28 protein-coding genes are annotated in these 25,883 nt (G+C 72.8%); 11 read left to right on the top strand and 17 right to left on the bottom strand.

Going from position 1 to position 25,883, the window contains the following annotated elements; all coding sequences use genetic code 11:
• Positions 1-40 precede the first annotated feature (40 nt).
• Positions 41-1,930 carry an ABC transporter ATP-binding protein gene (locus ACYVDA_RS18925; RefSeq protein WP_460820051.1) on the bottom strand — a complete coding sequence of 630 codons (1,890 nt, stop codon included), beginning with the start codon at positions 1,928-1,930 and terminating at the stop codon, positions 41-43.
• Between the two features lie 34 nt (positions 1,931-1,964).
• Entirely contained in the window at positions 1,965-2,795 is an 831-nt protein-coding gene (locus ACYVDA_RS18920) for an enoyl-CoA hydratase/isomerase family protein (RefSeq protein WP_460820050.1), read from the bottom strand.
• Positions 2,796-2,894: 99 nt separating this feature from the next.
• Here ACYVDA_RS18920 and rbsD point away from each other — a divergent pair, with 99 nt between their 5' ends.
• Positions 2,895-3,284, top strand: a complete 390-nt coding sequence (gene rbsD, locus ACYVDA_RS18915; protein WP_460820049.1) for a D-ribose pyranase — start codon at positions 2,895-2,897, stop codon at positions 3,282-3,284.
• 33 nt (positions 3,285-3,317) lie between these two features.
• Here the strand turns inward: rbsD and ACYVDA_RS18910 are convergent, their stop codons facing one another.
• Entirely contained in the window at positions 3,318-4,916 is a 1,599-nt protein-coding gene (locus ACYVDA_RS18910; RefSeq protein ID WP_460820048.1) for an ABC-F family ATP-binding cassette domain-containing protein, read from the bottom strand.
• A 136-nt stretch (positions 4,917-5,052) separates the two neighbouring features.
• Here ACYVDA_RS18910 and ypfJ point away from each other — a divergent pair, with 136 nt between their 5' ends.
• Together ypfJ and ACYVDA_RS18900 are read left to right on the top strand one after the other, a co-directional pair.
• Positions 5,053-5,970: a KPN_02809 family neutral zinc metallopeptidase gene (ypfJ, locus tag ACYVDA_RS18905; RefSeq protein WP_460820047.1), complete on the top strand. Its 918-nt coding sequence runs from the start codon at positions 5,053-5,055 to the stop codon at positions 5,968-5,970.
• Positions 5,971-6,075: 105 nt separating this feature from the next.
• Complete coding sequence (locus tag ACYVDA_RS18900) at positions 6,076-6,681, top strand: biotin transporter BioY (protein ID WP_460820046.1); 606 nt, start codon at positions 6,076-6,078, stop codon at positions 6,679-6,681.
• A gap of 27 nt (positions 6,682-6,708) precedes the next feature.
• Here ACYVDA_RS18900 and ACYVDA_RS18895 read toward each other — a convergent pair whose 3' ends face one another.
• The 4 genes from ACYVDA_RS18895 to ACYVDA_RS18880 form a co-directional block, all read right to left on the bottom strand.
• Positions 6,709-7,221: a DUF6314 family protein gene (locus tag ACYVDA_RS18895; protein WP_460820045.1), complete on the bottom strand. Its 513-nt coding sequence runs from the start codon at positions 7,219-7,221 to the stop codon at positions 6,709-6,711.
• Between the two features lie 44 nt (positions 7,222-7,265).
• A complete protein-coding gene (locus ACYVDA_RS18890; protein ID WP_460820044.1) occupies positions 7,266-8,828 on the bottom strand; it encodes an ABC transporter permease in 1,563 nt (520 codons plus the stop codon).
• Positions 8,825-9,736, bottom strand: coding sequence for an ABC transporter ATP-binding protein (locus ACYVDA_RS18885; protein ID WP_460820043.1), 912 nt, complete (start codon positions 9,734-9,736; stop codon positions 8,825-8,827). Before ACYVDA_RS18885 ends, ACYVDA_RS18890 begins: the two co-directional genes overlap by 4 nt.
• Before the next feature lie 63 nt (positions 9,737-9,799).
• Positions 9,800-10,696: a phosphotransferase gene (locus ACYVDA_RS18880; protein WP_460820041.1), complete on the bottom strand. Its 897-nt coding sequence runs from the start codon at positions 10,694-10,696 to the stop codon at positions 9,800-9,802.
• Here ACYVDA_RS18880 and ACYVDA_RS18875 point away from each other — a divergent pair.
• On the top strand, positions 10,695-12,263 hold the full coding sequence (locus ACYVDA_RS18875) for an amino acid permease (protein ID WP_460820040.1): 1,569 nt from the start codon (positions 10,695-10,697) through the stop codon (positions 12,261-12,263). The genes ACYVDA_RS18880 and ACYVDA_RS18875 overlap by 2 nt on opposite strands.
• A gap of 47 nt (positions 12,264-12,310) precedes the next feature.
• Positions 12,311-12,985, top strand: coding sequence for an alpha/beta hydrolase (locus ACYVDA_RS18870; protein ID WP_460820039.1), 675 nt, complete (start codon positions 12,311-12,313; stop codon positions 12,983-12,985).
• An 87-nt stretch (positions 12,986-13,072) separates the two neighbouring features.
• Here the strand turns inward: ACYVDA_RS18870 and ACYVDA_RS18865 are convergent, their stop codons facing one another.
• Positions 13,073-13,684, bottom strand: coding sequence for an acVLRF1 family peptidyl-tRNA hydrolase (locus ACYVDA_RS18865; RefSeq protein WP_460820038.1), 612 nt, complete (start codon positions 13,682-13,684; stop codon positions 13,073-13,075).
• Positions 13,685-13,724: 40 nt separating this feature from the next.
• Between ACYVDA_RS18865 and ACYVDA_RS18860 the strand changes: the two genes are divergently transcribed.
• Positions 13,725-13,877: a hypothetical protein gene (locus tag ACYVDA_RS18860; protein ID WP_460820037.1), complete on the top strand. Its 153-nt coding sequence runs from the start codon at positions 13,725-13,727 to the stop codon at positions 13,875-13,877.
• 24 nt (positions 13,878-13,901) lie between these two features.
• Here the strand turns inward: ACYVDA_RS18860 and ACYVDA_RS18855 are convergent, their stop codons facing one another.
• The 8 genes from ACYVDA_RS18855 to ACYVDA_RS18820 form a co-directional block, all read right to left on the bottom strand.
• Entirely contained in the window at positions 13,902-14,279 is a 378-nt protein-coding gene (locus tag ACYVDA_RS18855) for a metal-sulfur cluster assembly factor (protein ID WP_460820036.1), read from the bottom strand.
• Positions 14,276-14,758 (bottom strand): Fe-S cluster assembly sulfur transfer protein SufU, encoded by a 483-nt coding sequence (gene sufU, locus ACYVDA_RS18850; protein ID WP_460820035.1) that lies wholly within the window; start codon positions 14,756-14,758, stop codon positions 14,276-14,278. The genes ACYVDA_RS18855 and sufU overlap by 4 nt, the downstream gene beginning before the upstream one ends.
• A 2-nt stretch (positions 14,759-14,760) precedes the next feature.
• Complete coding sequence (locus tag ACYVDA_RS18845) at positions 14,761-16,017, bottom strand: cysteine desulfurase (RefSeq protein WP_460820034.1); 1,257 nt, start codon at positions 16,015-16,017, stop codon at positions 14,761-14,763.
• 2 nt (positions 16,018-16,019) lie between these two features.
• On the bottom strand, positions 16,020-16,796 hold the full coding sequence (sufC, locus tag ACYVDA_RS18840) for a Fe-S cluster assembly ATPase SufC (protein WP_460820033.1): 777 nt from the start codon (positions 16,794-16,796) through the stop codon (positions 16,020-16,022).
• Between the two features lies 1 nt (position 16,797).
• A complete protein-coding gene (locus ACYVDA_RS18835) occupies positions 16,798-17,112 on the bottom strand; it encodes a non-heme iron oxygenase ferredoxin subunit (RefSeq protein WP_460820032.1) in 315 nt (104 codons plus the stop codon).
• Entirely contained in the window at positions 17,112-18,278 is a 1,167-nt protein-coding gene (gene sufD, locus ACYVDA_RS18830; RefSeq protein ID WP_460820031.1) for a Fe-S cluster assembly protein SufD, read from the bottom strand. The genes ACYVDA_RS18835 and sufD overlap by 1 nt, the downstream gene beginning before the upstream one ends.
• A gap of 144 nt (positions 18,279-18,422) precedes the next feature.
• Positions 18,423-19,841 (bottom strand): Fe-S cluster assembly protein SufB, encoded by a 1,419-nt coding sequence (gene sufB, locus ACYVDA_RS18825; RefSeq protein ID WP_460820030.1) that lies wholly within the window; start codon positions 19,839-19,841, stop codon positions 18,423-18,425.
• On the bottom strand, positions 19,838-20,599 hold the full coding sequence (locus ACYVDA_RS18820) for a helix-turn-helix transcriptional regulator (RefSeq protein ID WP_460820029.1): 762 nt from the start codon (positions 20,597-20,599) through the stop codon (positions 19,838-19,840). The genes sufB and ACYVDA_RS18820 overlap by 4 nt, the downstream gene beginning before the upstream one ends.
• A 99-nt stretch (positions 20,600-20,698) precedes the next feature.
• Between ACYVDA_RS18820 and ACYVDA_RS18815 the strand changes: the two genes are divergently transcribed.
• The 5 genes from ACYVDA_RS18815 to ACYVDA_RS18795 all read left to right on the top strand — a co-directional run bounded on the left by ACYVDA_RS18815 (position 20,699) and on the right by ACYVDA_RS18795 (position 24,640).
• Entirely contained in the window at positions 20,699-21,244 is a 546-nt protein-coding gene (locus ACYVDA_RS18815; RefSeq protein ID WP_460820028.1) for a mycothiol transferase, read from the top strand.
• 74 nt (positions 21,245-21,318) lie between these two features.
• Positions 21,319-22,314, top strand: a complete 996-nt coding sequence (locus ACYVDA_RS18810; RefSeq protein WP_460820027.1) for an ABC transporter ATP-binding protein — start codon at positions 21,319-21,321, stop codon at positions 22,312-22,314.
• Positions 22,311-23,081 (top strand): ABC transporter permease, encoded by a 771-nt coding sequence (locus ACYVDA_RS18805; RefSeq protein ID WP_460820026.1) that lies wholly within the window; start codon positions 22,311-22,313, stop codon positions 23,079-23,081. Before ACYVDA_RS18810 ends, ACYVDA_RS18805 begins: the two co-directional genes overlap by 4 nt.
• 8 nt (positions 23,082-23,089) lie before the next feature.
• Positions 23,090-23,998: a COX15/CtaA family protein gene (locus ACYVDA_RS18800; protein ID WP_460820025.1), complete on the top strand. Its 909-nt coding sequence runs from the start codon at positions 23,090-23,092 to the stop codon at positions 23,996-23,998.
• 72 nt (positions 23,999-24,070) lie between these two features.
• On the top strand, positions 24,071-24,640 hold the full coding sequence (locus ACYVDA_RS18795; protein ID WP_460820023.1) for a hypothetical protein: 570 nt from the start codon (positions 24,071-24,073) through the stop codon (positions 24,638-24,640).
• A 45-nt stretch (positions 24,641-24,685) separates the two neighbouring features.
• Here the strand turns inward: ACYVDA_RS18795 and ACYVDA_RS18790 are convergent, their stop codons facing one another.
• The gene (locus ACYVDA_RS18790; RefSeq protein ID WP_460820092.1) at positions 24,686-25,606 is read right to left on the bottom strand and encodes a heme o synthase; all 921 of its coding nucleotides are present in this window, start codon (positions 25,604-25,606) and stop codon (positions 24,686-24,688) included.
• Positions 25,607-25,883: the final 277 nt, after the last annotated feature.

The raw sequence follows: 25,883 nt of genomic DNA, 5'->3' as shown, positions 1-25,883 counted from the left end.
AGATGGGCCTCCTCGGGCGCCAGATGGGCCTCCTCGGCGGCTAGGAGACGGGCTCGGGCTCGGGGTGGTCGTCGGAGAGGAACTGGGTGCGGTGCAGGACGGCGTACGTGCCGCCCTGGGCCAGCAGCTCGGTGTGGGTGCCGCGCTGGATGACCCGGCCGTCCTCGACGACCAGGATCAGGTCGGCGTTGCGCACCGTGGACAGCCGGTGGGCGATCACCAGCGAGGTGCGGCCCTCCAGAGCCCGGTCGAGGGCCTGCTGGACCGCCAGCTCGGACTCGGAGTCCAGGTGGGCGGTGGCCTCGTCGAGGACCACGATCGGCGGCGCCTTGAGCAGCAGCCGGGCGATCGCCAGCCGCTGGCGCTCGCCACCGGAGAGCCGGTAGCCGCGGTCGCCGACCACGGTGTCGAGCCCGTCCGACATCGCCCGCACCACCGTGTCGATCCGAGCGGCGCCCAACGCCGACCAGATCTCCTCGTCGGTGGCGCCCGGGGCGGCGTAGCGGAGGTTCTCCCGGATGGTGTCGTGGAACATGTGGGCGTCCTGGGTCACGTAGCCCACGGCGTCCTCGAGCGACTGCATCGTCACGTCGCGCACGTCGACCCCGCCGACGCGCACGGCGCCGCTGCCGACGTCGTACAGCCGCGCGACCAGGTGGGTGATCGTGGTCTTGCCCGCGCCCGAGGGGCCCACCAGGGCGACCATCTGCCCGGGCTCGGCGGTGAAGTCGATCCCGTGCAGCACGGGGCCGTTCTCGCGCGACTCGACCCGCGAGACCGTCTCGAGGCTGGCCAGCGACACCTCGTCGGCGCGGGGGTAGGTGAAGGACACGTCGTCGAACTCCACCCGCGCGGCCGTGGGCGGGAGGTCGACCGCGTCGGGCTTCTCCTGCACGGTCGAGGGCAGGTCGAGCACCTCGAAGACGCGGTCGAAGCTGACCAGCGCCGTCATCACGTCCACGCGCACGTTGGAGAGCCCCTGGAGCGGCCCCAGGAGGCGCAGCAGCAGGGTGGCCAGGGCGGTCAGGGTCCCGATCGTGAGGGCGCCGTTGATGGCCAGGGCGCCGCCGATGCCGTAGACCAGGGCGGTCGCCAGCGCCGGGATCAGCATCATCACGGCCATGAAGACCCGAGTGACCAGGGAGATCCGGATGCCGAGGTCACGCACCAGGCCGGCCTTCTCGGCGTACTTCTCGTCCTCCTCGGAGCGACGGCCGAACAGCTTGAGCAGCAGCGCGCCGCCCACGTTGAAGCGCTCGGTCATCATGTTGCCCAGGTCGGCGTTGCCGTCCATCTGGCGCCGCGTCAGGCCGCTGATCTGGCGACCCACCCACCGCGAGGCCAGCAGGAGCAGCGGGAAGAGCAGCAGGCAGGCCAGGGTCACCTGCCAGCTCAGGGCCAGCATGGTGATGCCCACGACGACCACGCTGATGGAGTTCGACACCGTGCTGGACAGGGTCGAGGTGAAGGCCCGCTGCGCGCCGATGACGTCGTTGTTCAGGCGCGAGACCAGCGCGCCGGTCTGGGTGCGGGTGAAGAACGCCATCGACATCCGCTGCACGTGGCCGAAGACCTTCGTGCGCAGGTCGAAGATCAGGCTCTCCCCGATGCGCGAGGAGAGGTAGCCCGACCCCACGCCCAGGAGCGCGTCGAGCACCGAGACGGCGCCCATCGCGACCGCGAGCCAGACCACCAGGCCGACGTCCTTGCCCAGCACGCCGTCGTCGAGCAGGTGCTTGACCAGCAGCGGGTTGGCGACCACCAGCGCCGCGTCGAGCACGACGAAGACCAGGAAGCCGGCGATCAGCCGGCGGTGGGGGGTGGCGAAGCCGAAGACGCGCCGGACGGTGTCACGGGTCAGCTTCTGATCGACCACGCTCGGGTCGCGACGCATCGACCGCATCAGCATGCCGGGGTTCATCCCGCTCATCGTGGGCCGCCTCTCTGTGGTGTGGGGGGTGCGCTCACCCGCGCGGGGCCAGCTCGCGGAAGCGCCGCACCTGGGCCTCCCGCTCGGCGAGCCGCTGCTCCTCCAGGTCGCGCTCCCCGGCGTGCTGGAGCAGGGCCTTGGTCTCGCGGACGGCGCCGGCGCTGCTGGCCAGCAGGGCACCGACCAGGTCGGTGGCGGTCGCGTCGAGCTCGCTGCGGGGTACGACGACGGTGGCGATGCCCAGACGGGCGGCCTCGTCGGCGCCGACGAACCTCGCGGTGGCGCAGATCTCCAGCGCCCGCGAGTAGCCAACCGCGTCGACCAGTGGTTTTGTTCCCGCGAGGTCGGGGACCAGGCCGAGCGCCGGCTCCTTCATGCAGAACCGGGCGTCGTCGGCGACCACGCGCAGGTCGCAGGCCAGCGCGAGCTGGAAGCCGGCCCCGATCGCGAAGCCCTGGACGACGGCCACCGACACGATGCGCGGGTCGGCCAGCCAGGTGAAGCCGCGCTGGTAGCCGTCGACGGCCTCCAGGACCCGCTCGTCGCCCTCGAGCATCAGCTCGGCGACGGACTCCTCGCCCTCCAGCCCGCCGGGGCGCAGCAGCCGGGTGTCGATGCCGGCCGAGAACCCGTCCCCGGCCCCGCGCACGAGCACGACGCGAGTCTCCTCGGGCAGCGAGCGACCGATCGCCGCCAGGGTGTGCCAGGTGCGTGGCGTCTGGCTGTTGCGACGCTCGGGCAGGTCCAGGACCACCGTGACGACGGCGCCGTCCACCTCGACCCGCAGGCGGGCCGCCCGGAGCTCGTCGTCGGAGGGTCCGGTGGGGCCCAGCGGGAAGCCTGCGGTGCTGGTCGAGGTGCTCATGGAGCGCACTCTAGGACGCGCCCCCGACAGCGCCCGCGGCAGAGCCGGCGCAGCCGCACCCGGGCGCCCGGGAGGTCCGCCGCTGGCTAGCCTGGCCCCGTGCAGACCACCGGACTCATCCACGCCGAGCTCGTCGGCCGCCTGGCCGGGCTGCGGCACACCGACCTCGTGGCCGTCGCCGACTCCGGCCTCCCCGTCCCGCCGCAGGTGCCGGTGGTCGACCTCGGGCTGGTGTACGGCGTGCCGCCGTTCCTGACCGTGCTCGACGCCGTGCTGGCGACCATCACCGTCGAGGCGTCGTGGGCCGCCGAGGAGGTCGGGACCGCCAACGCCGACGTGGCCGCGGCGCTGCGGTCGCGGCTGGCCCCCGAGCTGGTCACCCACGAGCGGTTCAAGCAGCTGGTCGCCGGCTGCCGGTTCGTGGTGCGCACGGGTGAGGCCACGCCGTACGCCAACGTCCTCCTGCGGTCCGGGGTCCCCTGGGGCTGAGCCCCCTCAGACACCCGTGGGGACCCGACCGGCTCAGGCCAGGGAGACCAGGTCGGCGTAGTCGGGGGTCCAGAGGTCCTCGACCCCGTCGGGCAGGATCAGCACCCGGTCGGGCTCGAGGGCGTGCACGGCCCCCTCGTCGTGGGTGATCAGCACGATCGCGCCGGCGTACGTCCGGATCGCGGCCAGGACCTCCTCGCGGGAGGCGGGGTCCAGGTTGTTGGTGGGCTCGTCCAGGAGCAGCACGTTGGCGCTGGAGACGACCAGGATCGCCAGCGCGAGCCGGGTCTTCTCCCCGCCCGAGAGCACCGCGGCCGGCTTGTTGGCGTCGTCGCCGGAGAACAGGAACGACCCCAGCACCGAGCGCGCCTCGGTGTCGGTGAGCTGCTGGGCCGCGGACTGGAGGTTCTGCAGCACCGTGCGCGAGGTGTCCAGGGTCTCGTGCTCCTGGGCGTAGTAGCCGATCTTGAGCCCGTGACCCGGTACGACGCCGCCGGTGTCGGACTCGTCGACGCCCGCGAGGATCCGCATGAGGGTGGTCTTGCCGGCGCCGTTGAGCCCCAGCACCACGACCCGGCTGCCGCGGTCGACCGCGAGGTCGACGTCGGTGAAGACCTCGAGCGAGCCGTAGGACTTCGACAGCTCCTTGGCCGTGAGCGGGGTCTTGCCGCAGGGGGCGGGCTCGGGGAACTTGATCTTGGCCACGCGGTCGGCCTGGCGCTCGCCCTCGACCCCGGCCATCAGCTTCTCGGCGCGCTTGAGCATCGACTGGGCGGCCTGGGCCTTGGTGGCCTTGGCACGCATCTTGTTGGCCTGGTCGGTGAGCGTCTTGGCCTTGCTCTCGGCGTTCGTGCGCTCGCGCTTGCGCCGCTTCTCGTCGGTCTCGCGCTGGGCCAGGTAGGCCTTCCAGCCGATGTTGTAGACGTCGATGACCGCACGGTTGGCGTCCAGGTGCAGCACCTTGTTCACGCACGCCTCGAGCAGGCCGACGTCGTGGGAGATCACCACGAGGCCGCCCTTGTGGTTGCGCAGGTAGTCGCGCAACCACACGATCGAGTCGGCGTCGAGGTGGTTGGTGGGCTCGTCGAGCAGCAGCGTCTCGGCCCCGGAGAACAGGATCCGGGCCAGCTCCACGCGTCGGCGCTGCCCGCCCGAGAGCGTGCGCAGCGGCTGCTCCATCAGGCGGTCGGCGATGCCGATCGAGGAGGCGATCTGGGCCGCCTCGGCCTCGGCGGAGTAGCCGCCGGCGGCGTGCAGGTCGGCGTCGGCCCGCTCGTAGCGGCCCATCGCGCGCTCGGCCACCTTGGGGTCCTCGCTGCCCATGTCCTGCTCCGCCTCGCGCAGGCGGCGTACGACGGTGTCGAGGCCGCGCGCCGCGAGGATCCGGTCGCGCACGATCACCTCGGGGTCGCCCGTGCGCGGGTCCTGGGGCAGGTAGCCGATCGAGCCGGCGTGGGTGACGCTCCCGCTCGCCGGGAGGCCCTCCCCCGCCAGGATCTTGGTCAGGGTGGTCTTGCCGGCGCCGTTGCGCCCGACCAGGCCGATGCGGTCGCCGGCTCCGATCCGGAACGAGACGTCGTCCATCAGCAGGCGCGCACCGGCGCGTACCTCGAGCTTGGAGACAGTGATCACGACATGCTTTCGCAGAAAGTGGGGGCCGCGCGCATCATGGGGCGCGACCGGCGGGGTACTCGGACCCCACGGACAGGGCCCGGGAGCGCCCAGGAGCCACCAGTCTACGAAACATCGAGCGCAGGAAGGCACACGCATGCGCTTCAACCCCAAGGCGAGCATCGACCAGAGCCAGTTCGAGTCCCGCCGCGGGGGCGGCGGAGGCGGTGGCGGGGGCATGAACTTCCCGCTGCCCACGGGCGGCGGCGGCAAGATCGGCCTGGGCACGATCGTGCTGGTCGTCCTCTTCGTGGTCCTGAGCCAGTGCGTCGGTGGCGGCGGCGGGACGACCACCGGCGGCAGCGCGGGCGACCAGCGCGCGTCCGGCACGCAGTGCCGCACCGGCGCCGACGCCACGTCCTCCCAGGAGTGCGCGGTGGCGCTGTTCACCACCTCGGTCCAGGACTACTGGTCGCGCGCCTACCCGGCCCAGGGGAAGGGCACCTACGAGACGATCAAGACGGTCTCCTTCCAGGGCAGCACCTCCTCGGGCTGCGGCCAGGCGAGCTCGGAGATGGGGCCCTTCTACTGCCCCAACGACCGCATCGTCTACCTCGACAGCACCTTCTTCGACGACATGCTCTCGGGCCAGCTCGGCGCCAAGGGCGGCCCCTTCGCGATCGGCTACGTGATCGCCCACGAGTACGGCCACCACGTCGAGGACCAGCTCGGGATCCTCGGCAAGATCCGGACCACCAAGGGCCCCAGGAGCGACTCGGTGCGCGTCGAGCTGATGGCCGACTGCCTCGCCGGCGCGTGGGCCAAGGGCGCCCAGGAGACCAAGGACGCCAACGGGCAGGCGATCATCGAGGGCCTCACCCAGGACGACGTGCGCCGGGCCATCGACGCCGCGCAGGCCGTCGGCGACGACCGGATCCAGAAGCGCTCCACCGGCCGGGTCGACACCGACTCCTTCACCCACGGCACCTCCGCCCAGCGCACGCGGTGGTTCCAGACCGGGCTCGCGAAGGGCACCATCCGCGCCTGCGACACCTTCGCCACCGACCAGCTGTGACGTCGCAGCAGGTGACCGTCCAGTAGCGGTACGCCGTGCCGGGCGGCGGCCGGGCTCTGGTAGACATCAACCCCCGACCGCCTCGACCCGACCCCCGGAGGTCCCATGTCCAGCCCCGCCCTGAACGCCCCCCTGCACCACCGCCGCAGCCTGGTGCTGGCCGACCTGGTGCCCGGAGCCCTGGTCCGCGACCTCCTGCTCGTGGTGGGCGGCGCGGCCCTGACCGGCCTCCTGGCCCAGCTCTCCCTGCCGGTGCCCGGCTCCCCGGTGCCGGTGACGGCCCAGACCTTCGGCGCCCTCACCGTCGGCGCGGTGCTCGGCTGGCAGCGCGGCCTGCTGTCCCTGGCCCTCTACCTGGTCGCCGGCGTGGCCGGCGTGCCGTGGTTCGCGGCCGGCGGCTCCGGCGCGGCCGGCGCCTCGTTCGGCTACGTCATCGGATTCATGGTCGCCGCCGGCGTCGTGGGCGCCCTGGCCGGCCGCGGCGGCGACCGCCACGTGCTCTCCGCCGTCGCCACGATGGTGCTCGGCAACGCCGTGATCTACGCTTTCGGCCTGCCCTACCTGATGGCCGTGCTGCACGTCGACCTCGCCACGGCGTTCTCGGTGGGCATGAAGAACTACCTGGTCGGCGACGCGCTCAAGATCATGCTGGCCGCCGGCTGCCTGCCCGGCGCGTGGCGCGTGATGGACCGCCTGCACCGCCGCGGCTGACCGCTCCCCCGGCTCCTCGAGCCTCCCTCACCCGGTCCCCGGCACGTCCGCGGGCCGGGTGAGTCGCGTCCGGAGGGTGTGGTCCTTGGCCGGGCCGGCGACGTCCCACGTGACCGTCCACGCCGACGCCGTCCCCGTGACCAGCCCGCGGTAGGTGTCCGGTGCGCACGGGTGCACCACCTCCTGCTCGGGCCGCCAGGGGTGGAAGTCGCGACCGTCCTCGAAGCGGACCCACCAGCCCCCGCCATCCTCGACACCGGCCTCCTCGGCGCGCTCGAGCCGCAGCTCTCGGCGTACGTCGACGTCCCCGGCCGGGTGGTGCCAGACGCCGGACTCGCTCCACCGGATCCGCCCGGGGCCGTCGGCGGTCAGCTCCAGGACGCCCTCGACGCGGTGCCGCTCCCCGGCGCGCCGGTCCTCGATCTCGCGGCGCAGCACCCAGGTGCCGAGCAGGACCGTCGGGTCCCCCAGGCCGCCGTCCCCGCCCGCGGGGCCCGGGTCCGGCGGGCCGGTCGGGTCGGGCGGCTCGAGTGCGGACATGACTGCAACCTAGGGCAGGGCCCGGTGGCCGGGTCCTCGGTGGGTCAGCCGACGTCGCGGGACCGGTGGCGCCACCGGGCGAGGACCAGCACGACCGCGGTGAGGCCGACCAGGGTGGCGGCGGGCAGGAGCGCGAACGGCTCGGCCGGCACCCGCGGCACGTGGGCGTACGGCGAGGCCTCGGTCAGCCACCGCGGCAGCCGGAGCAGCTCCCCGAGCTGGCCGAGCGTCAGGAAGGCCACCAGCAACCCCCAGCCGGCGCTCGCCCACCGCGCCCGCACGGCGTACGCCGCCAGGGCCAGCGCCGCGACCAGCCACACCGCCGGCGCCTGGGCCAGGGCGGCGCCGACCACGAGGAGCCGGTCCCGCCCGTAGCCCAGCGCCACGGCCACGCCCGTGGCGAGCAGCAGCCACGCCGACCCCAGCAGCGCGACCAGGGCCGTGCCGGCGAAGGAGGCCGACCGGGAGGCGGCCGTGCCCAGCACCAGCTCGGTGCGGCCGTCGCGCTCGTCGGCCCCGGCGTGGACCACGACCGTGATCGCGAAGCAGGTGACCACCACCGCGACCACCGAGAGCTCGGCGGCCAGCAGGCTGCGCTCCAGCGTGCCCACCCCGCCCATCCGGCGCACCGCCTCCCGGGCCGCGGGCGAGTCGAGCAGGGAGCCGATGTCGGGGGCGATCGCGCCGAGGACCAGACCCGTCACCACGACCGCGCCCGTCCAGGTCGCCAGCGCGGGAGCGTGCAGCCGCGCCGCGAGGGCCACGGCGCCGCCCAGGCGGGGTGAGCCGTGGGCACGGCCCGGCCGAGGTCCCACCAGCCCCGAGCCCAGGTCGCGGTGGGCCCGCAGCACGAACGCCGCGGTGCCGAGCAGCAGGGAGGTCGCCACCGGCAGGGCCAGCACCCACCAGCGGGGGTCGCCCCAGGCCCGCAGCCGGGTCCCCCAGCCGAGCGGCGAGACCCACCCGAGCCGCGGCACCGAGGTGTCGCCGAGCGCGCGCACCAGAAACAGCGCGCCGAGCACTCCGGCGGCCAGCACCCCGCACGTCCGCGCGCTGGCCGCGACCTGGCAGGCGACCGCGCCGATCCCCGCGCCGACCAGCCCGGCCCCGGCCCAGCTCGCGCCGAAGGCGATCGACCCCACGACCGGGAGGCCACCGGCGACGTCGGCGGCGGCCGCGAGGATCCCCACGGCCAGCGCGACCAGCCCGGCCTCGAGCAGCGCCGCGGCCAGGGGGGCGTCGCGGGTCACGGCGGTGGCGCCGACCAGCTCGGCGCGCCCGCTCTCCTCCTCGGTGCGGGTGTGGCGACGCACCAGGACCAGGCCCAGGACCGCGACTAGGACGGCGTACAGGACCGTCAGCTTGGTCATCGCGAGCTCACCGAGGCTGCCCACGTCGAGGATCGGGCCGTAGAGCACGACGATCGCCGGGCTGGCGTCGATCGCCGACGCAGCGGCCACCCGGTCGACCGACGTCGGGTAGAGCGAGGCGGTGGCGCCCGCCGAGGCACCCACGGTGGCGGTGAGCACCACCAGCCACGACGCCACCAGCACCCGGTCGCGCCGCAGCGCCCGCCGGGTCAGCAGCCAGGTGCCGGTGAGCCTCACCGCTCCGGCTCCCCGGGCCGTCGGTAGGCGTCGAGGAAGAGCTCCTCCAGGGACGGCGGCGTGCAGGTCAGAGCCCGCACGCCGGCCCGGGTGAGCGCCTCGAGGAGCGCCGGCAGACCGGCGGCGTCGACCGTGCAGGAGAGGTGCCGGCCGTCGGCGACGACGTCGTGGACGCCGGCCAGCCCGGTCAGGGTGGGGGTCTCCCCCGCCACCTCGGCGCGCACGTGGCTGCGGCGCAGGTGGCGCAGGTCCTCCAATGAGCCGGTCTCGACCCTCCGGCCCTCGCGGATGATCGTGACCCGGTCGGCGAGCCGCTCCACCTCGCCCAGCAGGTGGCTGGAGAGCAGGACCGTCGCACCGGCCGCCGTGTGCTCGGCGACGCACTCGGCGAAGACCTGCTCCATGATCGGGTCGAGCCCGGTCGTGGGCTCGTCCAGGACGAGCAGCTCGACGTCGGCGGCCAGCGCCGCCACCAGGGCGACCTTCTGGCGGTTGCCCTTGGAGTAGGCGCGGGCGCGCTTGCGGGGGTCGAGCCGGAACCGCTCGAGCAGGTCCTCGCGGCGGCTGCGGGCCGGGTCCACGCCGCGCATCCGCAGCAGCAGGTCGACGGTCTCGCCGCCGGTCAGGTTGGGCCACAGCGTGACGTCGCCCGGCACGTGCGCCAGCCGCCCGTGGATCGCAACGGCGTCGCGCCAGGGGTCCAGCCCCAGCACGGTGGCGGTGCCGCCGTCGGCGCGCACCAGCCCGAGCAGCGCCCGGATCGCGGTCGACTTGCCGGCCCCGTTGGGTCCCAGGAAGCCGTGCACCTCCCCGTGGCCGACCCGGAGGTCCAGCCCGTCCAGGGCCCGGGTGCTGCCGAAGGTCTTGACCAGGCCACGGACCTCGACGACGTCGCTGGTCGGGCCCACGGCCCCAACACTAGAAGCGCAGCGAGGTCCACGGCCACGGTCGGAGGTCCCCGGCCGCGGTCCTCACAGCAGCGCCTCGGCCTGGGGCAGCTGCCGCCGCAGGGCCCGGACGTACGCCGTGACCGCCGGGTGCTCGAGCAGGGCGGCCGACGACCCCTCGGTGGCGCCGGTCGCGGCGGCGCGCAGGGCCCACTCGGCCCGCGAGAGGATCGAGTAGACGGCGTGCACGCGGGCCGGGCCCACGACCTCCTCCACCTCGACGCCCGCGCCTCCGGCGTACGCCTGCAGGAGGACCTCGAAGCCCTCACGGCTCGACAGCGCGAAGTAGCCCAGGTCGCTGCCCAGCGGTCCCGACCCGAAGCACTGCCAGTCGACGGTCACGACGTCGTCGCCGCGCGCGGCGAGGAACTGACCGGGTACGGCGTCCCCGTGCACCCGCCCCTGCGGCGCCTGCCGGCACACCTCGAGCCAGTGCTCCCGGCGCCGCCACAGCCGCTCGCTGAGGTCGCCGAGCGGGGTGCGCGCCAGCGTGGGCCAGCCGCCGCGGCACTGCGCCATCGCCAGCCGGTCGGCCAGGTGCGAGCGGGCTCCCCACGACGGCACCGGCACCGCTGCCGCCGCGAAGCGCCCCAGCGCGCGTGCGACGAAGAGGCCGGGCGGGGGCGTCCCCACGACCTGCCGGGACCACAGGGTCACGCCCTCGTCGTCCTCCTCGACGTCCCCGAAGCCGGTCGGCACCAGCCCGGGGCCGCCGACGACCTCGGGGGCCTGCGCGACCTCGACCTCGCGGCGCCACCACCCCGCGTGGGTGCGCGACTCGAGGGCCTCGACGCTGCCGTCGGGTCGGGCGAGCCGCTTCACGACCCAGCTCGCGTCCGGCCGCTCGACCAGCCAGAGCCCCTGGGTGGCCGGGCCGCCCGCGCCGGGCAGGCGCCGCCAGCCCGGTCCGGGTTCCCACATGACCTCATCCTGGCAGGTCAGCGCACTGCGCGAGGGCGGTCCCGGGGGCGGCACCTGTGCGAGGCTGGGGACCGCGAGCACCACCGGGCGCCCGCGGCGGCACCAGCACGACGTCTCGGGAGGCGTGATCACCATGGCGACGACGACCACGGACCAGGGCAGCACCGGCAGCACCGGCGGCCCCGGTCAGGACGGCCCCACCCTGAAGAAGGGCCTCAAGCAGCGCCACCTGACCATGATCGCCATCGGCGGCGTGATCGGGGCCGGGCTCTTCGTCGGGTCCGGGGTGGTGATCAACCAGACCGGGCCGGCGGCGTTCCTGAGCTACCTGATCACCGGGGTGCTGATCATCCTGGTGATGCGGATGCTCGGGGAGATGGCCACGGCGAACCCGTCGACCGGCTCGTTCGCCGACTACTCCCGGCGCGCGCTCGGCGGGTGGGCAGGCTTCTCGGTGGCCTGGCTGTACTGGTACTTCTGGGTGATCGTGGTGGGCTTCGAGGCCGTCGCCGGCGCCAAGATCCTCACCTTCTGGTTCGACGCCCCGCTGTGGCTGCTCTCGCTCGGCCTGATGGTGCTGATGACGGCCACCAACCTGGTCTCGGTCAGCTCCTACGGCGAGTTCGAGTACTGGTTCGCCGGCATCAAGGTCGCCGCGATCGTGATCTTCCTGGTGCTCGGCACCTGCTACGTGCTCGGCCTGTGGCCCGGCCACTCCTTCGACGTCAGCGGCATGACCGCCCACGGCGGCTTCCTGCCCAAGGGCGTCGGGGCGATCTTCTCCAGCATCGTGGTCGTGGTGTTCTCGATGGTCGGCGCCGAGATCGCGACCGTGGCGGCGGCGGAGTCCGACGACCCCGAGCGCGCCATCGGCAAGGCCACCCAGTCGGTGATCCTGCGCGTCGCGACCTTCTTCGTCGGCTCGATGATCCTGCTGGTGCTGATCGTGCCCTGGAACGACACCAAGCTCGGCGCCTCGCCGTACGTCGCGGCCTTCGAGCGGATGGGGATCCCGTACGCCGCCGACATCATGAACGCGGTCGTCCTCACCGCCGTGCTGTCGTGCCTCAACTCGGGGCTCTACACCGCCTCGCGGATGCTGTTCGTGCTGGCCGCCCGCCGCGAGGCGCCGCAGCGGCTGGTCTCGGTCAACGGCCGCGGCGTCCCCGTCTGGGCGATCCTGTTCTCGACCGTGGTCGGCTTCCTGAGCGTGGTCGCGGCGTACGTCTCGCCCGACACGGTGTTCCTGTTCCTGCTGAACTCCTCCGGCGCGGTCATCCTGTTCGTCTACCTGCTGATCGCGCTGTCGCAGCTGGTCCTGCGGCGGCGCACGCCGGACGAGGACCTCGTGGTCAGGATGTGGCTGTTCCCGGGGCTCACGATCGTGGCGGCCCTGGGCATCGTGGCAGTCCTGGTGCAGATGGCGCTCACCGCCGACACCCGCTCGCAGCTGCTGCTCAGCCTGCTGTCGTGGGCCGTCGTGGTCGGCCTCTACCTCGTCACCCGGGCGCGGGGCGGGTCGGTCGCGCCGGACCGGGAGGTCACGGCGTCGAGCGGGGCCCGCTGAGTGGTGGTGGCCCCGCCCGGCGACCAGCCGTCGGACATCCTGGACCGGTGCCCTCCCCCCGACTGATCACGACCCGCCTGCCGCGCACCCCCGACGCCGTCGCCCTCGTCCTCCACGGGGGCGGCGCCCGCGAGCGCGGCGTGGCGGTCAGCCCCGCGCAGCTCTCGGTGCTGCGGATGGTGCCCGTCGCCGGGCGGCTGGCCCGGGCCGGTCACCGCCGCCTCGCCGTCTTCCGGCTGCTGAACTCCACCCGTGGCTGGGACACCCACCACACGCCGGCGCAGGACGCCCGCTGGGCCCTGGAGGAGATCGCCGAGCGGCTCGGCTCCCGGCTGCCCACCGCCCTGGTGGGTCACTCCCTCGGCGGACGCGCGGCCCTGCTGGCCGGGGACGCCCCCGGGGTGGAGACCGTCGTGGCGCTCAACCCGTGGGTGCTGCCCGACGACGCCGTCGACCTCACCGGACGGCGCGTGCTGGTGGTCCACGGCACCGAGGACCGGGTGGCCGACCCCGCCCGGGCCCGCACGGTCGCGGAGGGGCTCGCCCGGACGGCCACCTCGGTGGGCCTGGTCGACGTCGAGGGCGGCAAGCACGCGATGCTGCACCGCGGCCGCGAGTTCGAGTCCCTGGCCACCGACTTCGTCACCGCGACCCTCCTGGGCCGCGACGTCGGCGCCCCGGTCAGCGGCCTGCTCCGCGGCGAGGAGCGCATCACCGTCTGACGCCCCCGCACGTCGGTCGAGCAGGGCGCCCCGCGCCCGTCGTCGAGACCCGGTGACCCGAGTGGCCGGGGGCCCCGAGGGACGTGCCTACGCGTTCACGACCTCGACGGACACCGAGCAGGCCGACTCCACGGCCGCCTCGAGCACCGACCGCCGCGGGTCCGGCACCGGCAGCCACGGGCCCACGACCTCCAGGTGGGCCAGTCTGCGGTCCTCGAGCACCGTGGCGACGGCCTCGTGGTCACCGCCGGTCACGACCAGCCGGGTGCCGGCCAGGATCCGGGCGGCGTGCTCGGCGGCCGCCTCGTAGGCCTGGCGGGCCTGGTTGTCCCGGCGGCGGGCGAACCGCTGCTGGCTCTGGCCGCCGGCCTTCGTGCGCCCCTGCACGTGGCGCTGCCCGGTCTTGGACTCGACCGTCCGCTCCCCGTCCAGGCGCGCGACGGCGAACCCGCCCTTGCGCACGAGCAGCACGCCCCACGACGGGGGCGGCGCGAGCGCCGCGGTGAACGCGGCGACGTCGGCCGGACCGGCGTACGCCGTGGAGAAGGGTGGGCGCAGCACGAACCTCGAGCCGTCGCCGCCGGCTCCGACGAGCCCACCGTCGGCCACCACGAGGCTCACCCCGTCGTGGCGAGCCGCGAAGTTCTCGACCCACCGCGGCACGCGGGCCCCCGGCACGAGCAGCGCCTGACGGTCCACGTCCCCCAACCTAGTGCCCGCGCTGCCTACGGTGGGCGCCATGAGCACCGGAGCGAACCGCGACCACCTCGACGAGGCCACCCGACTGGCGGCCAAGCTCAAGCACGGCAGCTACGACTCGGTGCAGGCACTGGCCCTGCTCTCCATCGCGGAGAGCCTGGCGGTGCTGGCCGAGCGGTCGACCACGACCTGACCGACCCCGGAGGGCCGGGACGCCTCAGACGTTGAAGCCGAGCGCCCGCAGCTGCTCGCGGCCGTCGGGGGTGATCTTGTCGGGGCCCCACGGGGGCATCCAGACCCAGTTGATCGTGACGTCGCCGACGAGACCCTCGAGGGCCTGGTTGGTCTGGTCCTGGATCACGTCGGTCAGCGGGCACGCCGCCGACGTCAGGGTCATGTCGAGCACCGCGTTGGAGTGCTCGTCGACGTGCACGTCGTAGACGAGACCGAGGTCGACGACGTTGATCCCCAGCTCGGGGTCGACGACGTCCTTCATGGCCTCGACGACGTCCTCCTTCAGGGCGACGGCCGACGGGGCTCCGCCGGTCTGGGACGCCTCGGGGACCTCGGGCAGGTCGCTGTGGTCGATGCTCATGACTTCTCCTTCGATGTCGTGGACGTGCCGCCCTCGGCGAGGACCGTGGAGGTGGCGTCCTTGAACGCCATCCAGCCCAGCAGGGCGCACTTGATGCGAGCGGGGAACTTCGAGACGCCCGCGAAGGCGATCCCGTCCTCGAGCACCTCCTCGTCAGGCTCGACCTCGCCGCGACCCTGCATCAGCTCCAGGAACGCCTCCTGGGCCGCGAAGGCCTGGGCGACGGGCTGGCCGATGACCAGGTCGGTCATCACCGAAGCCGACGCCTGGCTGATCGAGCACCCCTCGGCGTCGTAGGAGACGTCGCGCACGACAGCCGCGTCCCCCTCGCCCTCGACGTGCACCCGCAGCGTGATCTCGTCGCCGCAGGTCGGGTTGACGTGGTGCACCTCGGCCTCGAACGGGTCGCGCAGACCAGCGTTGTGAGGCGTGCGGTAGTGGTCCAGGATGATCTCCTGGTAGAGGCTGTCGAGGTCCATGCTCACCCCACCTTGAAGTAGTTCTGGGTGTACTTGATTCCCTCGACGAGGGCATCGATCTCGGCCGGCGTCGTGTAGAGGTACGACGAGGCGCGGGTCGAGCTCTGCACGCCGAACCGCTTGTGGGCCGGCTTGGCGCAGTGGTGCCCGGCGCGCACGGCGATGCCGCGGCTGTCGAGCAGCTGCGACACGTCGTGGGGGTGGACGCCGTCGACCTCGAAGGAGACCGCTCCCCCGCGCAGCGTCGGGTCGAGCGGACCCATCACGCGGACGCCGCCGAGCGAGGCCAGGCCCTCGAGCAGGTAGCCGGTGACCGCCTGCTCGTGGCGGTGGATGTCGTCCAGGCCGATCTCGGTCAGGTAGTCCACGGCCGTGCCCAGGCCGACGGCCTCGACGATCGGCGGGGTGCCGGCCTCGAAGCGGTGCGGGATGCCGGCGTACGTCGACCGCTCCATCGACACGGTCTCGATCATCTCGCCGCCGCCCATGAACGGCGGCAGCTGGCCGAGCAGGTCGGCCCGGCCCCACAGCACGCCGATGCCGGTCGGGCCGGTCACCTTGTGACCGGTGAAGACCAGGAAGTCCGCGTCCACGGCCTGCACGTCGACGGGCAGCTGGGGGGCCGCCTGCGAGGCGTCCACGACCACGATCGCGCCGACCTCGTGGGCGCGGCGGGCGATCTCGGCGACCGGGTTGATCGTGCCGAGCATGTTGGAGACCCAGGTCAGCGAGACGACCTTGGTGCGCTCGGTGATCAGCTCGTCGATGTTCGACAGGTCGAGCTGGCCGTCCTCGGTGAGCCCGAACCAGCGCAGCTCGGCGCCGGTGCGCTGGGTGAGCAGCTGCCACGGGACGATGTTGGAGTGGTGCTCCATCTCGGTGATCACCACGCGGTCGCCCTCGCCGACCGCCAGGTCGCCGGTCGCCCACGCCAGGGTGCCCGCCACCAGGTTGAGGCCCTCGGTGGCGTTCTTGGTGAAGATGACCTCCTCGCGCCTGGGCGCGTTGAGGAACCGCGCGACCTTGTCGCGGGCCTCCTCGAACGCCGCCGACGACTCGGCGCCCAGCTGGTGCATCGCCCGCGCCACGTTCGCGTTGTGCCGCTCGAGGTGGTCGACCATCGCGTCGATCACCACCTGCGGCTTCTGCGAGGTGTTGGCGCTGTCGAGGTAGACCAGCGGCAGGTCACCGGCGAGTCGACGCTCGAGGATCGGGAAGTCCTTGCGGATCACCTCGAGCTGGGGCAGCAGGCCGTCCATGATCAGGCCTTGGCCGTGACGTACTCGTCGTAGCCGTTCGCCTCGAGCTTGTCGGCGAGCTCGGGGCCACCCTGCTCGACCATCCGGCCGTTGACGAACACGTGCACGAAGTCGGGGGTGATGTAGCGCAGGATCCGGGTGTAGTGCGTAATCAGCAGGACGCCCTTGTCGCCGTCCTCCTTGAACCGGTTGACACCCTCGCTGACGATCTTGAGCGCGTCGATGTCGAGGCCGGAGTCGGTCTCGTCGAGGATCGCGACCTTGGGGTCGAGCAGCTCCAGCTGCACGATCTCGTGGCGCTTCTTCTCACCACCGGAGAAGCCCTCGTTGACCGAGCGCTGGGCGAAGGCGGTGTCCATCTTCACCTTGTCCATCGCGGCGTTGACGTCCTTGACCCACGTGCGCAGCTTGGGGGCCTCGCCGTCGACGGCGGTCTTGGCCGTCCGCAGGAAGTTCGCGACCGAGACGCCGGGGACCTCGACGGGGTACTGCATCGCCAGGAAGAGGCCGGCGCGGGCGCGCTCGTCCACGCTCATGGTCAGCACGTCGACGCCGTCGAGGGTGACCGAGCCGCGGGTGACGGTGTACTTCGGGTGACCGGCGATGGAGTAGGCCAGGGTCGACTTGCCGGAGCCGTTGGGGCCCATGATCGCGTGGGTCTCGCCGTCACGGATCGTCAGGTCGACGCCCTTGAGGATCTCCTTGAAGCCCTCGACGCCGCCGTCCTCGTCGGTGGCCGCGACGCTGACGTGCAGGTCCTTGATCTCGAGCGTTGCCATGTCAGTTCTCTCCTAGGTCGATCAGTACGTCGTCGCCGTCGATGCGGACGGGGAAGACGGGAACGGGTTGGGTGGCCGGGAGGCCGGTGGGCTTGCCGGTGCGCAGGTCGAAGCGCGAGCCGTGGAGCCAGCACTCGATGGTGCAGTCCTCCACGTCGCCCTCCGAGAGCGCGACGGCGGCGTGCGAGCACTCGTCCTCGATGGCGAAGACCTCGTCGTCGTGCTGGACGACCGCGACGTCGAGCCCGTCGACGTCCACCTTCAGCGGGACGCTGTCGGTGAGGTCGGCGAGGGCGCAGACGCGCCGGAACGCCATCAGAGGTCCTTCAGGACGTTCTTGGCCAGCTCGTCCTCGACGACGGCCATGACGCGCTCCTGGAGGGCGGGCACCTGGACGCGGCGGATCAGGTCGTTGAAGAACCCGTGCACCACGAGGCGGTGCGACTCGGCCTCGGAGATGCCGCGCGAGCGCAGGTAGAACAGCTGCTCGTCATCGAAGCGGCCGATGGTGGAGGCGTGGCCGGCCCCCTCGATCTCGCCGGTCTCGATCTCCAGGTTGGGCACGGAGTCGGCCTGGCAGCCGTCGGTGAGGACCAGGTTGCGGTTCTCCTCGTAGGTCTCGATGCCCTCGGCGACCTTGCGGATCAGCACGTTGCCGACCCACACGGTGTGGGCGTCGTCGCCCTGGAGCGCGCCCTTGTAGGTCACGTTGCTCGAGGTGTGCGGGGCGTCGTGGTCCACGAACAGCCGGTGCTCGAGGTGCTGGCCGGCGTCGGCGAAGTAGAGGCCGAGCAGCTCGGCGGAGCCGCCGGGGCCGTCGTAGGTGACGTTGACGTCCATGCGGACGACGTCGCCGCCGAAGGTCACCGCCACGTGCTTGTACGACGCGTCGCGTCCCACCAGCGCCTGGTGCTGGGCCAGGTGGACCGTGTCGTCGGCCCAGTCCTGCAGCGAGATCACCGAGACCTGGGCACCGTCGCCGACGACGACCTCGACGACCTGGGCCAGGCCGGCGCTGCCGGTGTGGTTGAGCACCACGATGGCCTGGGAGTGCCGGCCGAACCGCAGCACGACGTGGCTGCCCTGGGTGGCCGCGGCGTCGGTGCCGGTGACGTCGACGACGACCGGCTCGGGCACCTCGGTGTCGGCGGGCACGTCGACGAGCAGGGTGCCGGGCACCTCGGCGAGCACGCGCGCGGCGTACCGGGTGGGCGGCACGAGACCGCTCACCCCGCGCAGCGCGCGCGCCTCGTCACCCTCGACGCGCTCGACCCGCACGGAGTCGGGCGTCGTCCAGGTGGGCTCAACCGAGCCGGCCCCCAGGGGCGCATCGGCGTGCAGCGCCCGCAGCCGCTTGAGCGGCGTGAAGCGCCACACCTCCTCGCGTCCCGTGGGCACGGCGTGGTCGCCCACCTCGAACGACCCCTCGGGGTGCAGGTGCGAGAGCACCTTCTCGACGGGCATCTCCAGTGCAGAGCGCACAGAGTCAGTGACAGTCACAGATCATCTTTCTTCATCGGTTCGGGAGGTCACGCGGGGCCCGGGAGGCCCCTGGGGCCGGCACCACACGAGGACGAGCGTCAGCGAGGACGAGAACGCTCGGTCGGCTGAGCCGGCTCCGCCGGCTCAGCCGACCGCGCCTTCCATCTGCAGCTCGATCAGCCGGTTGAGCTCGAGGGCGTACTCCATGGGGAGCTCCTTGGCGATGGGCTCGACGAAGCCGCGCACGATCATGGCCATCGCCTCGTCCTCCTCCATGCCCCGGCTCATCAGGTAGAAGAGCTGGTCCTCGGAGACCTTCGAAACGCTCGCCTCGTGGCCCATCGAGACGTCGTCCTCGCGGACGTCGACGTAGGGGTAGGTGTCGGAGCGGCTGATCTGGTCGACCAGCAGCGCGTCGCACAGGACGTTGCTGCGGGAGCCGTGGGCACCCTCGTTGACCTGCACGAGGCCTCGGTACGACGTCCGGCCGCCGCCACGGGCCACCGACTTGCTCAGGATCGAGCTGGAGGTGTTCGGCGCGGCGTGGACCATCTTGGCGCCGGCGTCCTGGTGCTGGCCCTCGCCGGCGAAGGCGATCGACAGGGTCTCGCCACGGGCGTGCTCGCCCATCAGGTAGACGGCCGGGTACTTCATCGTCACCTTGGAGCCGATGTTGCCGTCGACCCACTCCATCGTCGCGCCGGCCTCGCAGGTCGCGCGCTTGGTCACCAGGTTGTAGACGTTGTTCGACCAGTTCTGGATGGTCGTGTAGCGCACCCGGGCGTTCTTCTTGACGATGATCTCGACGACCGCGGAGTGCAGCGAGTCCGAGGAGTAGATCGGCGCGGTGCAGCCCTCGACGTAGTGCACGTAGGAGCCCTCGTCGGCGATGATCAGCGTGCGCTCGAACTGGCCCATGTTCTCGGTGTTGATCCGGAAGTAGGCCTGCAGCGGGATCTCGACGTGGACGCCCTTGGGGACGTAGATGAACGACCCGCCGGACCACACCGCGGAGTTCAGCGCGGAGAACTTGTTGTCACCGACGGGGATGACGGTGCCGAAGTACTCCTGGAAGATCTCCGGGTGCTCCTTGAGCGCGGTGTCGGTGTCCAGGAACAGGACGCCCTGGGCCTCGAGCTCCTCGTTGATCGCGTGGTAGACGACCTCGGACTCGTACTGCGCCGCGACGCCGGAGACCAGGCGGGCCTTCTCGGCCTCGGGGATGCCGAGCTTGTCGTAGGTGTTCTTGATGTCCGCGGGCAGGTCGTCCCAGGTCTGGGCCTGCTTCTCGGTGGACCGCACGAAGTACTTGATGTTGTCGAAGTCGATGCCGTCGAGGTCGGAGCCCCAGGTCGGCATGGGCTTGCGGCCGAACAGCTTGAGGCCCTTGAGGCGCAGGTCGAGCATCCACTGCGGCTCGCTCTTGAGGGTGGAGATGTTGCGCACCACGTCCTCGTTGAGGCCACGCGTCGCGTTGGCGCCGACGTCGTTCTTGTCGGACCAGCCGAACTCGTAGCGGCCGATGCCCTTGAGCTCGGGGTTGAGCTCCTCGATCGAAGTCATCGCGTGACCCTCTCCTGGTTGACGTGCGTCGGGTGATCCTGGTGGTGGTGCCCACCGGTGACGAGCACCGGGTCGGGCAGCAGGTCGGGGATGCAGGTGGTGCACACCCCGTCGCCGTGGGCGATGGTGGCCAGTCGCTGGACGTGGCGTCCGAGCATCCGGCTGATGGCGGCGGTCTCGGCCTCGCAGAGCTCGGGGAACTCGTGCGCGACGTGGGAGACCGGGCAGTGCTGCTGGCAGAGCTGCTCGCCGACGGGCAGGTCGCGCACCGCGGCGGCGTAGCCGTCCTGGGTGAGGACCTGGGCCAGCGCCTGGCTGCGCTCCAGCCCGGGCTCGCGCTCGACGAGGTCCTCGAAGCGCTCCTCGATGCCGGCGGCGCGGCGGTCGGCGAACTGGCGCACGGCCTCGGACCCGCCGGTCTCGGCCAGGAAGCGGATCGCCTGGACGGCCAGGTCGTCGTAGGCCTGGTCGAGGCGGTCGCGACCGGCCGAGGTGAGCGCGAAGACCTTCGCCGGACGACCTCGACCGCGGCTGGCGTTCGCCCGGGGCTCGCGGGCCTCGACGAGGCCCTCCTCGAGGAGCTGGTCGAGGTGGCGGCGCACGGCGGCCGGGGTCAGCGAGAGCCGGCTGGCCAGGTCGGTGGCGCTGGAGGGGCCCTCGGACAGGACGGACCGGACGACGCGCTCGCGCGTCGACGGGTCGGCCCCGGAGTCCCGGGACGAGGCGGGCGCAGCGGTGCGCGCCGGTGCCGTCGTCATTTCCACAACACCAGTGTGCCCTTATTGGTCGGGGCCGTTCAAATAAGCCTGCCCTTACCTCCGGGCCCGTCCCTCGGCCGCAGGCGTACGTTCGCCCCCATGGACGTCTCCGCGCTGCTGACCGACCACGCCGACCGCATCGCCGAGCTGTACGCCGGCGCGCTCACCGACCTGCCCGTGGACCTCGCCCACCGCCGACCCGGGGCCGGCCCCCACGGCAGCTCGGGCGGCAGCTCGGGCGGCAGCTCCGGCGGCAACCCGGTCGTATGGCTGCTCTGGCACACCGCCCGCGTCCAGGACGACCACGTCGCGGCGCTGGCCGGCGTGCCCCAGGCCTGGCGCGACTGGGAGCAGCGGTTCGGGCTGCCGCTGGACGTCGCGGACATCGGCTACGGCCACACCGACGAGCAGGTGGACCTCGTGCGGGTCGAGGACCTCGCGCTGCTGGCCGGCTACCACCGCGACGTGCACGCGCTCACGCTCGACTACCTGGCCCGGGTCGACGAGGACGAGCTGGACCGGGTGGTCGACGAGGCCTGGGACCCGCCCGTCACCGCCGGGGTCCGCCTGGTCAGCGTGGTCGGGGACTGCCTCCAGCACCTCGGTCAGGCCGCCTACGTCCGGGGCCTGCTGAGCCAGCGGTGAGCCGCCCTCCGGGGTCCTGAACCGCCCCTGAACCCGTCAGGGGCCGCCCGGGGCCCGGTCCGTAGGATCAGGGGGTGCCCGCCTCCCCCGCCCCCACCCCGGTCCCCGGGGCGCTGGCACACCCGTCGGGCCCGTCCGGAGCATCCGGCCCGGCCGTGGAGGTGCGCGGCCTGGTGATGCGCTACGCCGACAAGGTCGCCGTGGACCACCTCGACCTCGTCGTCGACCGGCACACCATCACCGCCGTGCTCGGCCCCAACGGCGCCGGCAAGACCACGACGCTCGAGACCTGCGAGGGCTACCGCCGCCCGCAGGAGGGCACCGTGCGCGTCCTCGGTCTCGACCCGCACCGCGACCGGCGCGACCTGCTCCCCCGCATCGGGGTGATGCTCCAGGACGGCGGCGCGTGGTCGGGGGTGCGCGCCGACGAGATGCTGCGCCACGTGGCCAAGCTGCACGCGCACCCGCTCGACGTCGACGAGCTCGGCGAGCGCCTGGGCCTGGGTGACTGCGGCCGCACGCCGTACCGACGGCTCTCGGGTGGCCAGCAGCAGCGGCTCAAGCTGGCCCTGGCCCTGGTCGGCCGTCCCGAGCTGGTCTTCGTCGACGAGCCCACCGCCGGCATGGACCCCGCGGCCCGCCGCACCACCTGGGAGCTGCTGGAGCAGCTGCGCGCCGACGGCGTCACCGTCGTGCTCACCACCCACCACATGGACGAGGCCGAGCGCCTGGCCGACCACGTCCACGTCATCGACCACGGCCGCCTGATCGCGTCGGGCTCCCCGCTGGAGCTGACCCGCGGCGGCACCTCGACGATCCGCCTGGTGGTCACCAAGCCCTTCCCCGACGGCTCGCCCGAGTCGCTCCAGGCCGCCCTGGGACGCCGGCTGGAGGTGCAGGAGGTCAGCGACGTCAGCCTGCTGATCACCGGCGCCGCCGACAGCACCACGCTCGCGGTCGTCTCGACCTGGTGCGAGCAGCAGGGCGTGCTGCCCGAGTCGCTGCACCTGGGCCAGCGCACCCTCGAGGACGCGTTCCTCGAGCTCACCGGACGGGAGCTGGCCCCGTGAGCACCCCCACCTCCTTCGCCCCCCGCCCCGGCGGCGCCCCGCTCGCGCGGCAGGTGCTGGCCCAGGCCTCGATGGAGGCCCGGCTGATGCTGCGCAACGGCGAGCAGCTCCTGCTCGCCGTGGTGATCCCGGTGATCGTGCTGGTCGGCGGGGTCGAGGGCTCGCGCCACCTCGGCATCTCCTTCAGCCGGGCCCCGATCGACGTCTTCGCCCCCGGCGTCCTGGCCCTGGCCGTGATGTCGACCGCGTTCACCTCGCTGGCCATCGCGACCGGCTTCGAGCGCAGGTACGGCGTGATCAAGCGCCTCGGCTCCTCGCCGCTCCCCCGCTCCGGCCTGCTGCTGGGCAAGGTGGGCGCGCTCCTCCTCGTCGAGGTGCTCCAGGTGCTGGTGATCTCCGCGGTGGCCCTCGCCCTGGGCTGGAGCCCCCACCCGGCCCTGCTCCCGGCGGTCCTGTCGATCGTCCTGGGCACCGCCGCCTTCGCCTCGCTGGGCCTGTTCGTCGCCGGGGTGCTGCGGGCCGAGGCCACGCTGGCGGCCGCCAACCTGGTCTACCTGCTGCTGATGGCGGGCGGCGCGGTCGTGCTCCCCTCCACGGCGTACGGCGCCTTCGGGCACGTCGCCACCCTGCTCCCCTCGGGCGCCCTGGGCGACGCCCTGCGGCACGCTTCGTGGACCGGGGAGTTCCGCTGGACCTCGCTGCTCGTGCTGGCCGCCTGGACCCTGATCGGCACCGTCCTGACCGCCCGGACCTTCAAGTGGGAGTGAGCGCAGCGGTGGCACCGACCACGGACCCGACCCCGATCCCGACCACCAGCCGCCGCAGCTGGCTGCGCGGCTGGGGCTGGGCCAGCCTGGTGGCCAACGTGCTGATCGTGGTCACCGGCGCCGCCGTGCGCCTGACCTCCTCCGGCCTGGGCTGCCCGACCTGGCCCCGGTGCACCGACCAGGCGTTCACGCCCCACCGGGCGCTCAACGAGCACTCCGCGATCGAGTTCGGCAACCGGATGCTGACCTTCGTCCTGGTGGCGGTCGCGGTGGCGACCCTGGTGAGCGCCTGGCGCTCGGGTCGCCGCGAGCTGCGCCGGCTGGCGCTGCTGATGCTGCTCGGGATCCCGGCGCAGGCCGTCATCGGCGGCATCACGGTGCTCACCGACCTGAACCCCTGGATCGTCTCGCTGCACCTGCTGGTCTCGATGGCGATCATCAGCCTCGCGGTGCTCTTCCTGCGCCGCGTCGACCACCCCGTCTCAGCGCGGCGGTCCGGTCCGCGGGGGCTCACCGGCCTGGCGTGGACGACGTACGCCGCCACCTGGGTCGTGCTCTACCTCGGCACGGTGGTGACCGGCTCGGGCCCCCACGCGGGTGACCTCAAGGCCCCGCGCAACGGGCTGGACCCCGAGCAGCTCTCCCAGCTGCACGCCGACCTGGTGTTCCTGCTGGTCGGGCTGACGGCCGGGCTGCTGCTGGCGCTTCAGGCCACCGACGCGCCGAGCTCCCAGCGGCGCGCCGTCCTGGTGGTGCTGGCCGTCGAGCTGGCGCAGGGCGTCGTCGGGTTCGTGCAGTACTTCACTGGCCTGCCGGTCCTGGTCGTGGGCCTGCACCTGCTCGGCGCGGGTGTCCTGACGGCCGCGGTGACCTGGGCCCTGCTCGAGGTGCGCGAACCCCGCCACGCGCACGCCTGATCTGCGCCGCCGACGCCCCGGCGTGGGGGATACTCCTGCGGCACGACGTCGTGCGGTGACCAGGAGGACCCCATGATGCCCCGGACGACCGGACTCACGACCAGGCTCGCCCCTGCCGCGTGGACGCTGGTCCCGCTGCTCCTGCTCGCCGGGTGCGGGGCGTCGGAGAAGCCGCAGCCCGTCGGGCCCGCCGTCGACCCGGTCCCGGCCAACCTGTGCTCCGCCGTCCCCTCCCAGCTGCGCACCGGCCTGGTCGACGACAGCAGCTCGGCCTCCGGTGGCAGCCCGACCGCGGCGTGCTCGCTGCAGTCGTCCGTCGACGCCAAGCAGCAGACCCGCATCCTGGTGACCTGGCTGGCCTCCGACGACGAGAGCATCGCCGCGAACGTCCTGGCCAGCCAGTGCCGCTCCTTCGACAAGCTGGTCTACACGGTCACCTCGGGCTTCTCCGCCCAGGGCGCCGACCACGCCTGCGCGGCCTCCGGCGCCCAGAAGGGGCAGGGGTCCTCGACCATCGCGGCGACCGCCGGACGCCAGGTCGTCGTCGTGCGCTACGACGCGCCCGCCTCGGCCAGCACGGCCCTGGAGCGCGGCAAGCAGGTCCTCGAGGGCGTCCTGTCGTCGCTGTCGTCCGGCTCTTAGAGTCGTCCGGCTCTTAGAGCAGCCGGTCGCCCGGCGCTCGCGCGGTCAGCGCGAGATCAGCGGGTCCAGCGCGACGGCGACGAACAGCAGCGAGAGGTACATGTTCGACCAGTGGAAGAGCCGCATGGGGCGGACGTCGACCAGCTCGTCGCTGCGCTTGGCCCGGCCCCACATCAGGTGCGCCTCGACCAGGAACGCGGCCCCCAGCACGACGGCGGCGACCGGGTAGAGCCAGTGCGTCCCGGCCACCGGCCACAGCACCAGCGAGGTGGCCACCATGACCCAGGAGTAGGCGACGATCTGCTTCGCGACGGTCTCGGCGTCCCTGACCACGGGCAGCATCGGCACGTCGACGCGGGCGTAGTCCTCGCGGTAGCGCATCGCCAGCGCCCAGGTGTGCGGCGGGGTCCAGAAGAAGACCACCAGGAAGAGAACCACCGGCGGCCAGGCGACCTGCCCGGTGACCGCGGTCCAGCCGATCAGGGTCGGGAAGCACCCCGCCAGGCCGCCCCAGACGATGTTCTGGGTGGTGCGCCGCTTGAGCAGCATCGTGTAGACGAACAGGTAGAAGGCGTTGGCCGCCAGCGCGAGCGCGGCCGAGAGCCAGTTGACGAACACGCCCAGGACGACGGTCGAGACGACCATCATCACCAGGCCGAAGACCAGGGCCGAGCGCGGCGTGACGATGTGGCGCGGCAGGGCGCGGCGACGGGTGCGCCGCATCTGCTCGTCGATGTCGCGGTCGTAGACGCAGTTGAGCGCGTTGGCGCTGCCGGCCGACAGGGTCCCGCCGACGACGGTGGCCACGACCAGGAGCAGGGGCGGGACGCCGCGCTGGGCGAAGAACATCACCGGGACGGTCGTCAGCAGCAGCAGCTCGATGACGCGCGGCTTGGTCAGGCCGACGTAGGCGCCGACGACGTCGCGCAGCGTCGCCCGTTCCGAGGGTCGCCCGTGGACGGACACCTCGGAGTCGAGGGCGGTCACTCGGGCCTCACCTTCATCTTCCCCGACGGGCGCCCCGGGAGGGGACGGGTCGTGGGACACGTTCGGGGTACGCAACCCGGTGAGTCTATCGCCGGGGTGGGCAGGATGCCGCACCAGCCGGACGTGACCTGCGCCGTACTCGCGCACTAGGCTCGACATCGTCTGCAGCACCTAGGGAAGGACGTCATCGACGTGGCCAGCACCAAGCAGGATCTCGACTGGAACGAGCTCGACGACAAGGCGGTGGACACCGTGC

Source organism: Nocardioides korecus (assembly GCF_054778395.1).
This window is presented reverse-complemented; position numbering and strand designations above follow the sequence as displayed.

What these genes read in the sequence shown, in the direction of transcription:
- ACYVDA_RS18925 (WP_460820051.1), bottom strand. Translation starts at nt 1,930, where the DNA reads ATGAGCGGGATGAACCCCGGCATGCTGATGCGGTCGATGCGTCGCGAC.
- ACYVDA_RS18920 (WP_460820050.1), bottom strand. Translation starts at nt 2,795, where the DNA reads ATGAGCACCTCGACCAGCACCGCAGGCTTCCCGCTGGGCCCCACCGGA.
- ypfJ (WP_460820047.1), top strand. Translation starts at nt 5,053, where the DNA reads ATGCGCTTCAACCCCAAGGCGAGCATCGACCAGAGCCAGTTCGAGTCC.
- ACYVDA_RS18900 (WP_460820046.1), top strand. Translation starts at nt 6,076, where the DNA reads ATGTCCAGCCCCGCCCTGAACGCCCCCCTGCACCACCGCCGCAGCCTG.
- ACYVDA_RS18895 (WP_460820045.1), bottom strand. Translation starts at nt 7,221, where the DNA reads ATGTCCGCACTCGAGCCGCCCGACCCGACCGGCCCGCCGGACCCGGGC.
- ACYVDA_RS18875 (WP_460820040.1), top strand. Translation starts at nt 10,695, where the DNA reads ATGACCTCATCCTGGCAGGTCAGCGCACTGCGCGAGGGCGGTCCCGGG.
- ACYVDA_RS18880 (WP_460820041.1), bottom strand. Translation starts at nt 10,696, where the DNA reads ATGTGGGAACCCGGACCGGGCTGGCGGCGCCTGCCCGGCGCGGGCGGC.
- ACYVDA_RS18860 (WP_460820037.1), top strand. Translation starts at nt 13,725, where the DNA reads ATGAGCACCGGAGCGAACCGCGACCACCTCGACGAGGCCACCCGACTG.
- ACYVDA_RS18855 (WP_460820036.1), bottom strand. Translation starts at nt 14,279, where the DNA reads ATGAGCATCGACCACAGCGACCTGCCCGAGGTCCCCGAGGCGTCCCAG.
- sufU (WP_460820035.1), bottom strand. Translation starts at nt 14,758, where the DNA reads ATGGACCTCGACAGCCTCTACCAGGAGATCATCCTGGACCACTACCGC.
- ACYVDA_RS18845 (WP_460820034.1), bottom strand. Translation starts at nt 16,017, where the DNA reads ATGGACGGCCTGCTGCCCCAGCTCGAGGTGATCCGCAAGGACTTCCCG.
- sufC (WP_460820033.1), bottom strand. Translation starts at nt 16,796, where the DNA reads ATGGCAACGCTCGAGATCAAGGACCTGCACGTCAGCGTCGCGGCCACC.
- ACYVDA_RS18835 (WP_460820032.1), bottom strand. Translation starts at nt 17,112, where the DNA reads ATGGCGTTCCGGCGCGTCTGCGCCCTCGCCGACCTCACCGACAGCGTC.
- sufB (WP_460820030.1), bottom strand. Translation starts at nt 19,841, where the DNA reads ATGACTTCGATCGAGGAGCTCAACCCCGAGCTCAAGGGCATCGGCCGC.
- ACYVDA_RS18820 (WP_460820029.1), bottom strand. Translation starts at nt 20,599, where the DNA reads ATGACGACGGCACCGGCGCGCACCGCTGCGCCCGCCTCGTCCCGGGAC.
- ACYVDA_RS18815 (WP_460820028.1), top strand. Translation starts at nt 20,699, where the DNA reads ATGGACGTCTCCGCGCTGCTGACCGACCACGCCGACCGCATCGCCGAG.
- ACYVDA_RS18795 (WP_460820023.1), top strand. Translation starts at nt 24,071, where the DNA reads ATGATGCCCCGGACGACCGGACTCACGACCAGGCTCGCCCCTGCCGCG.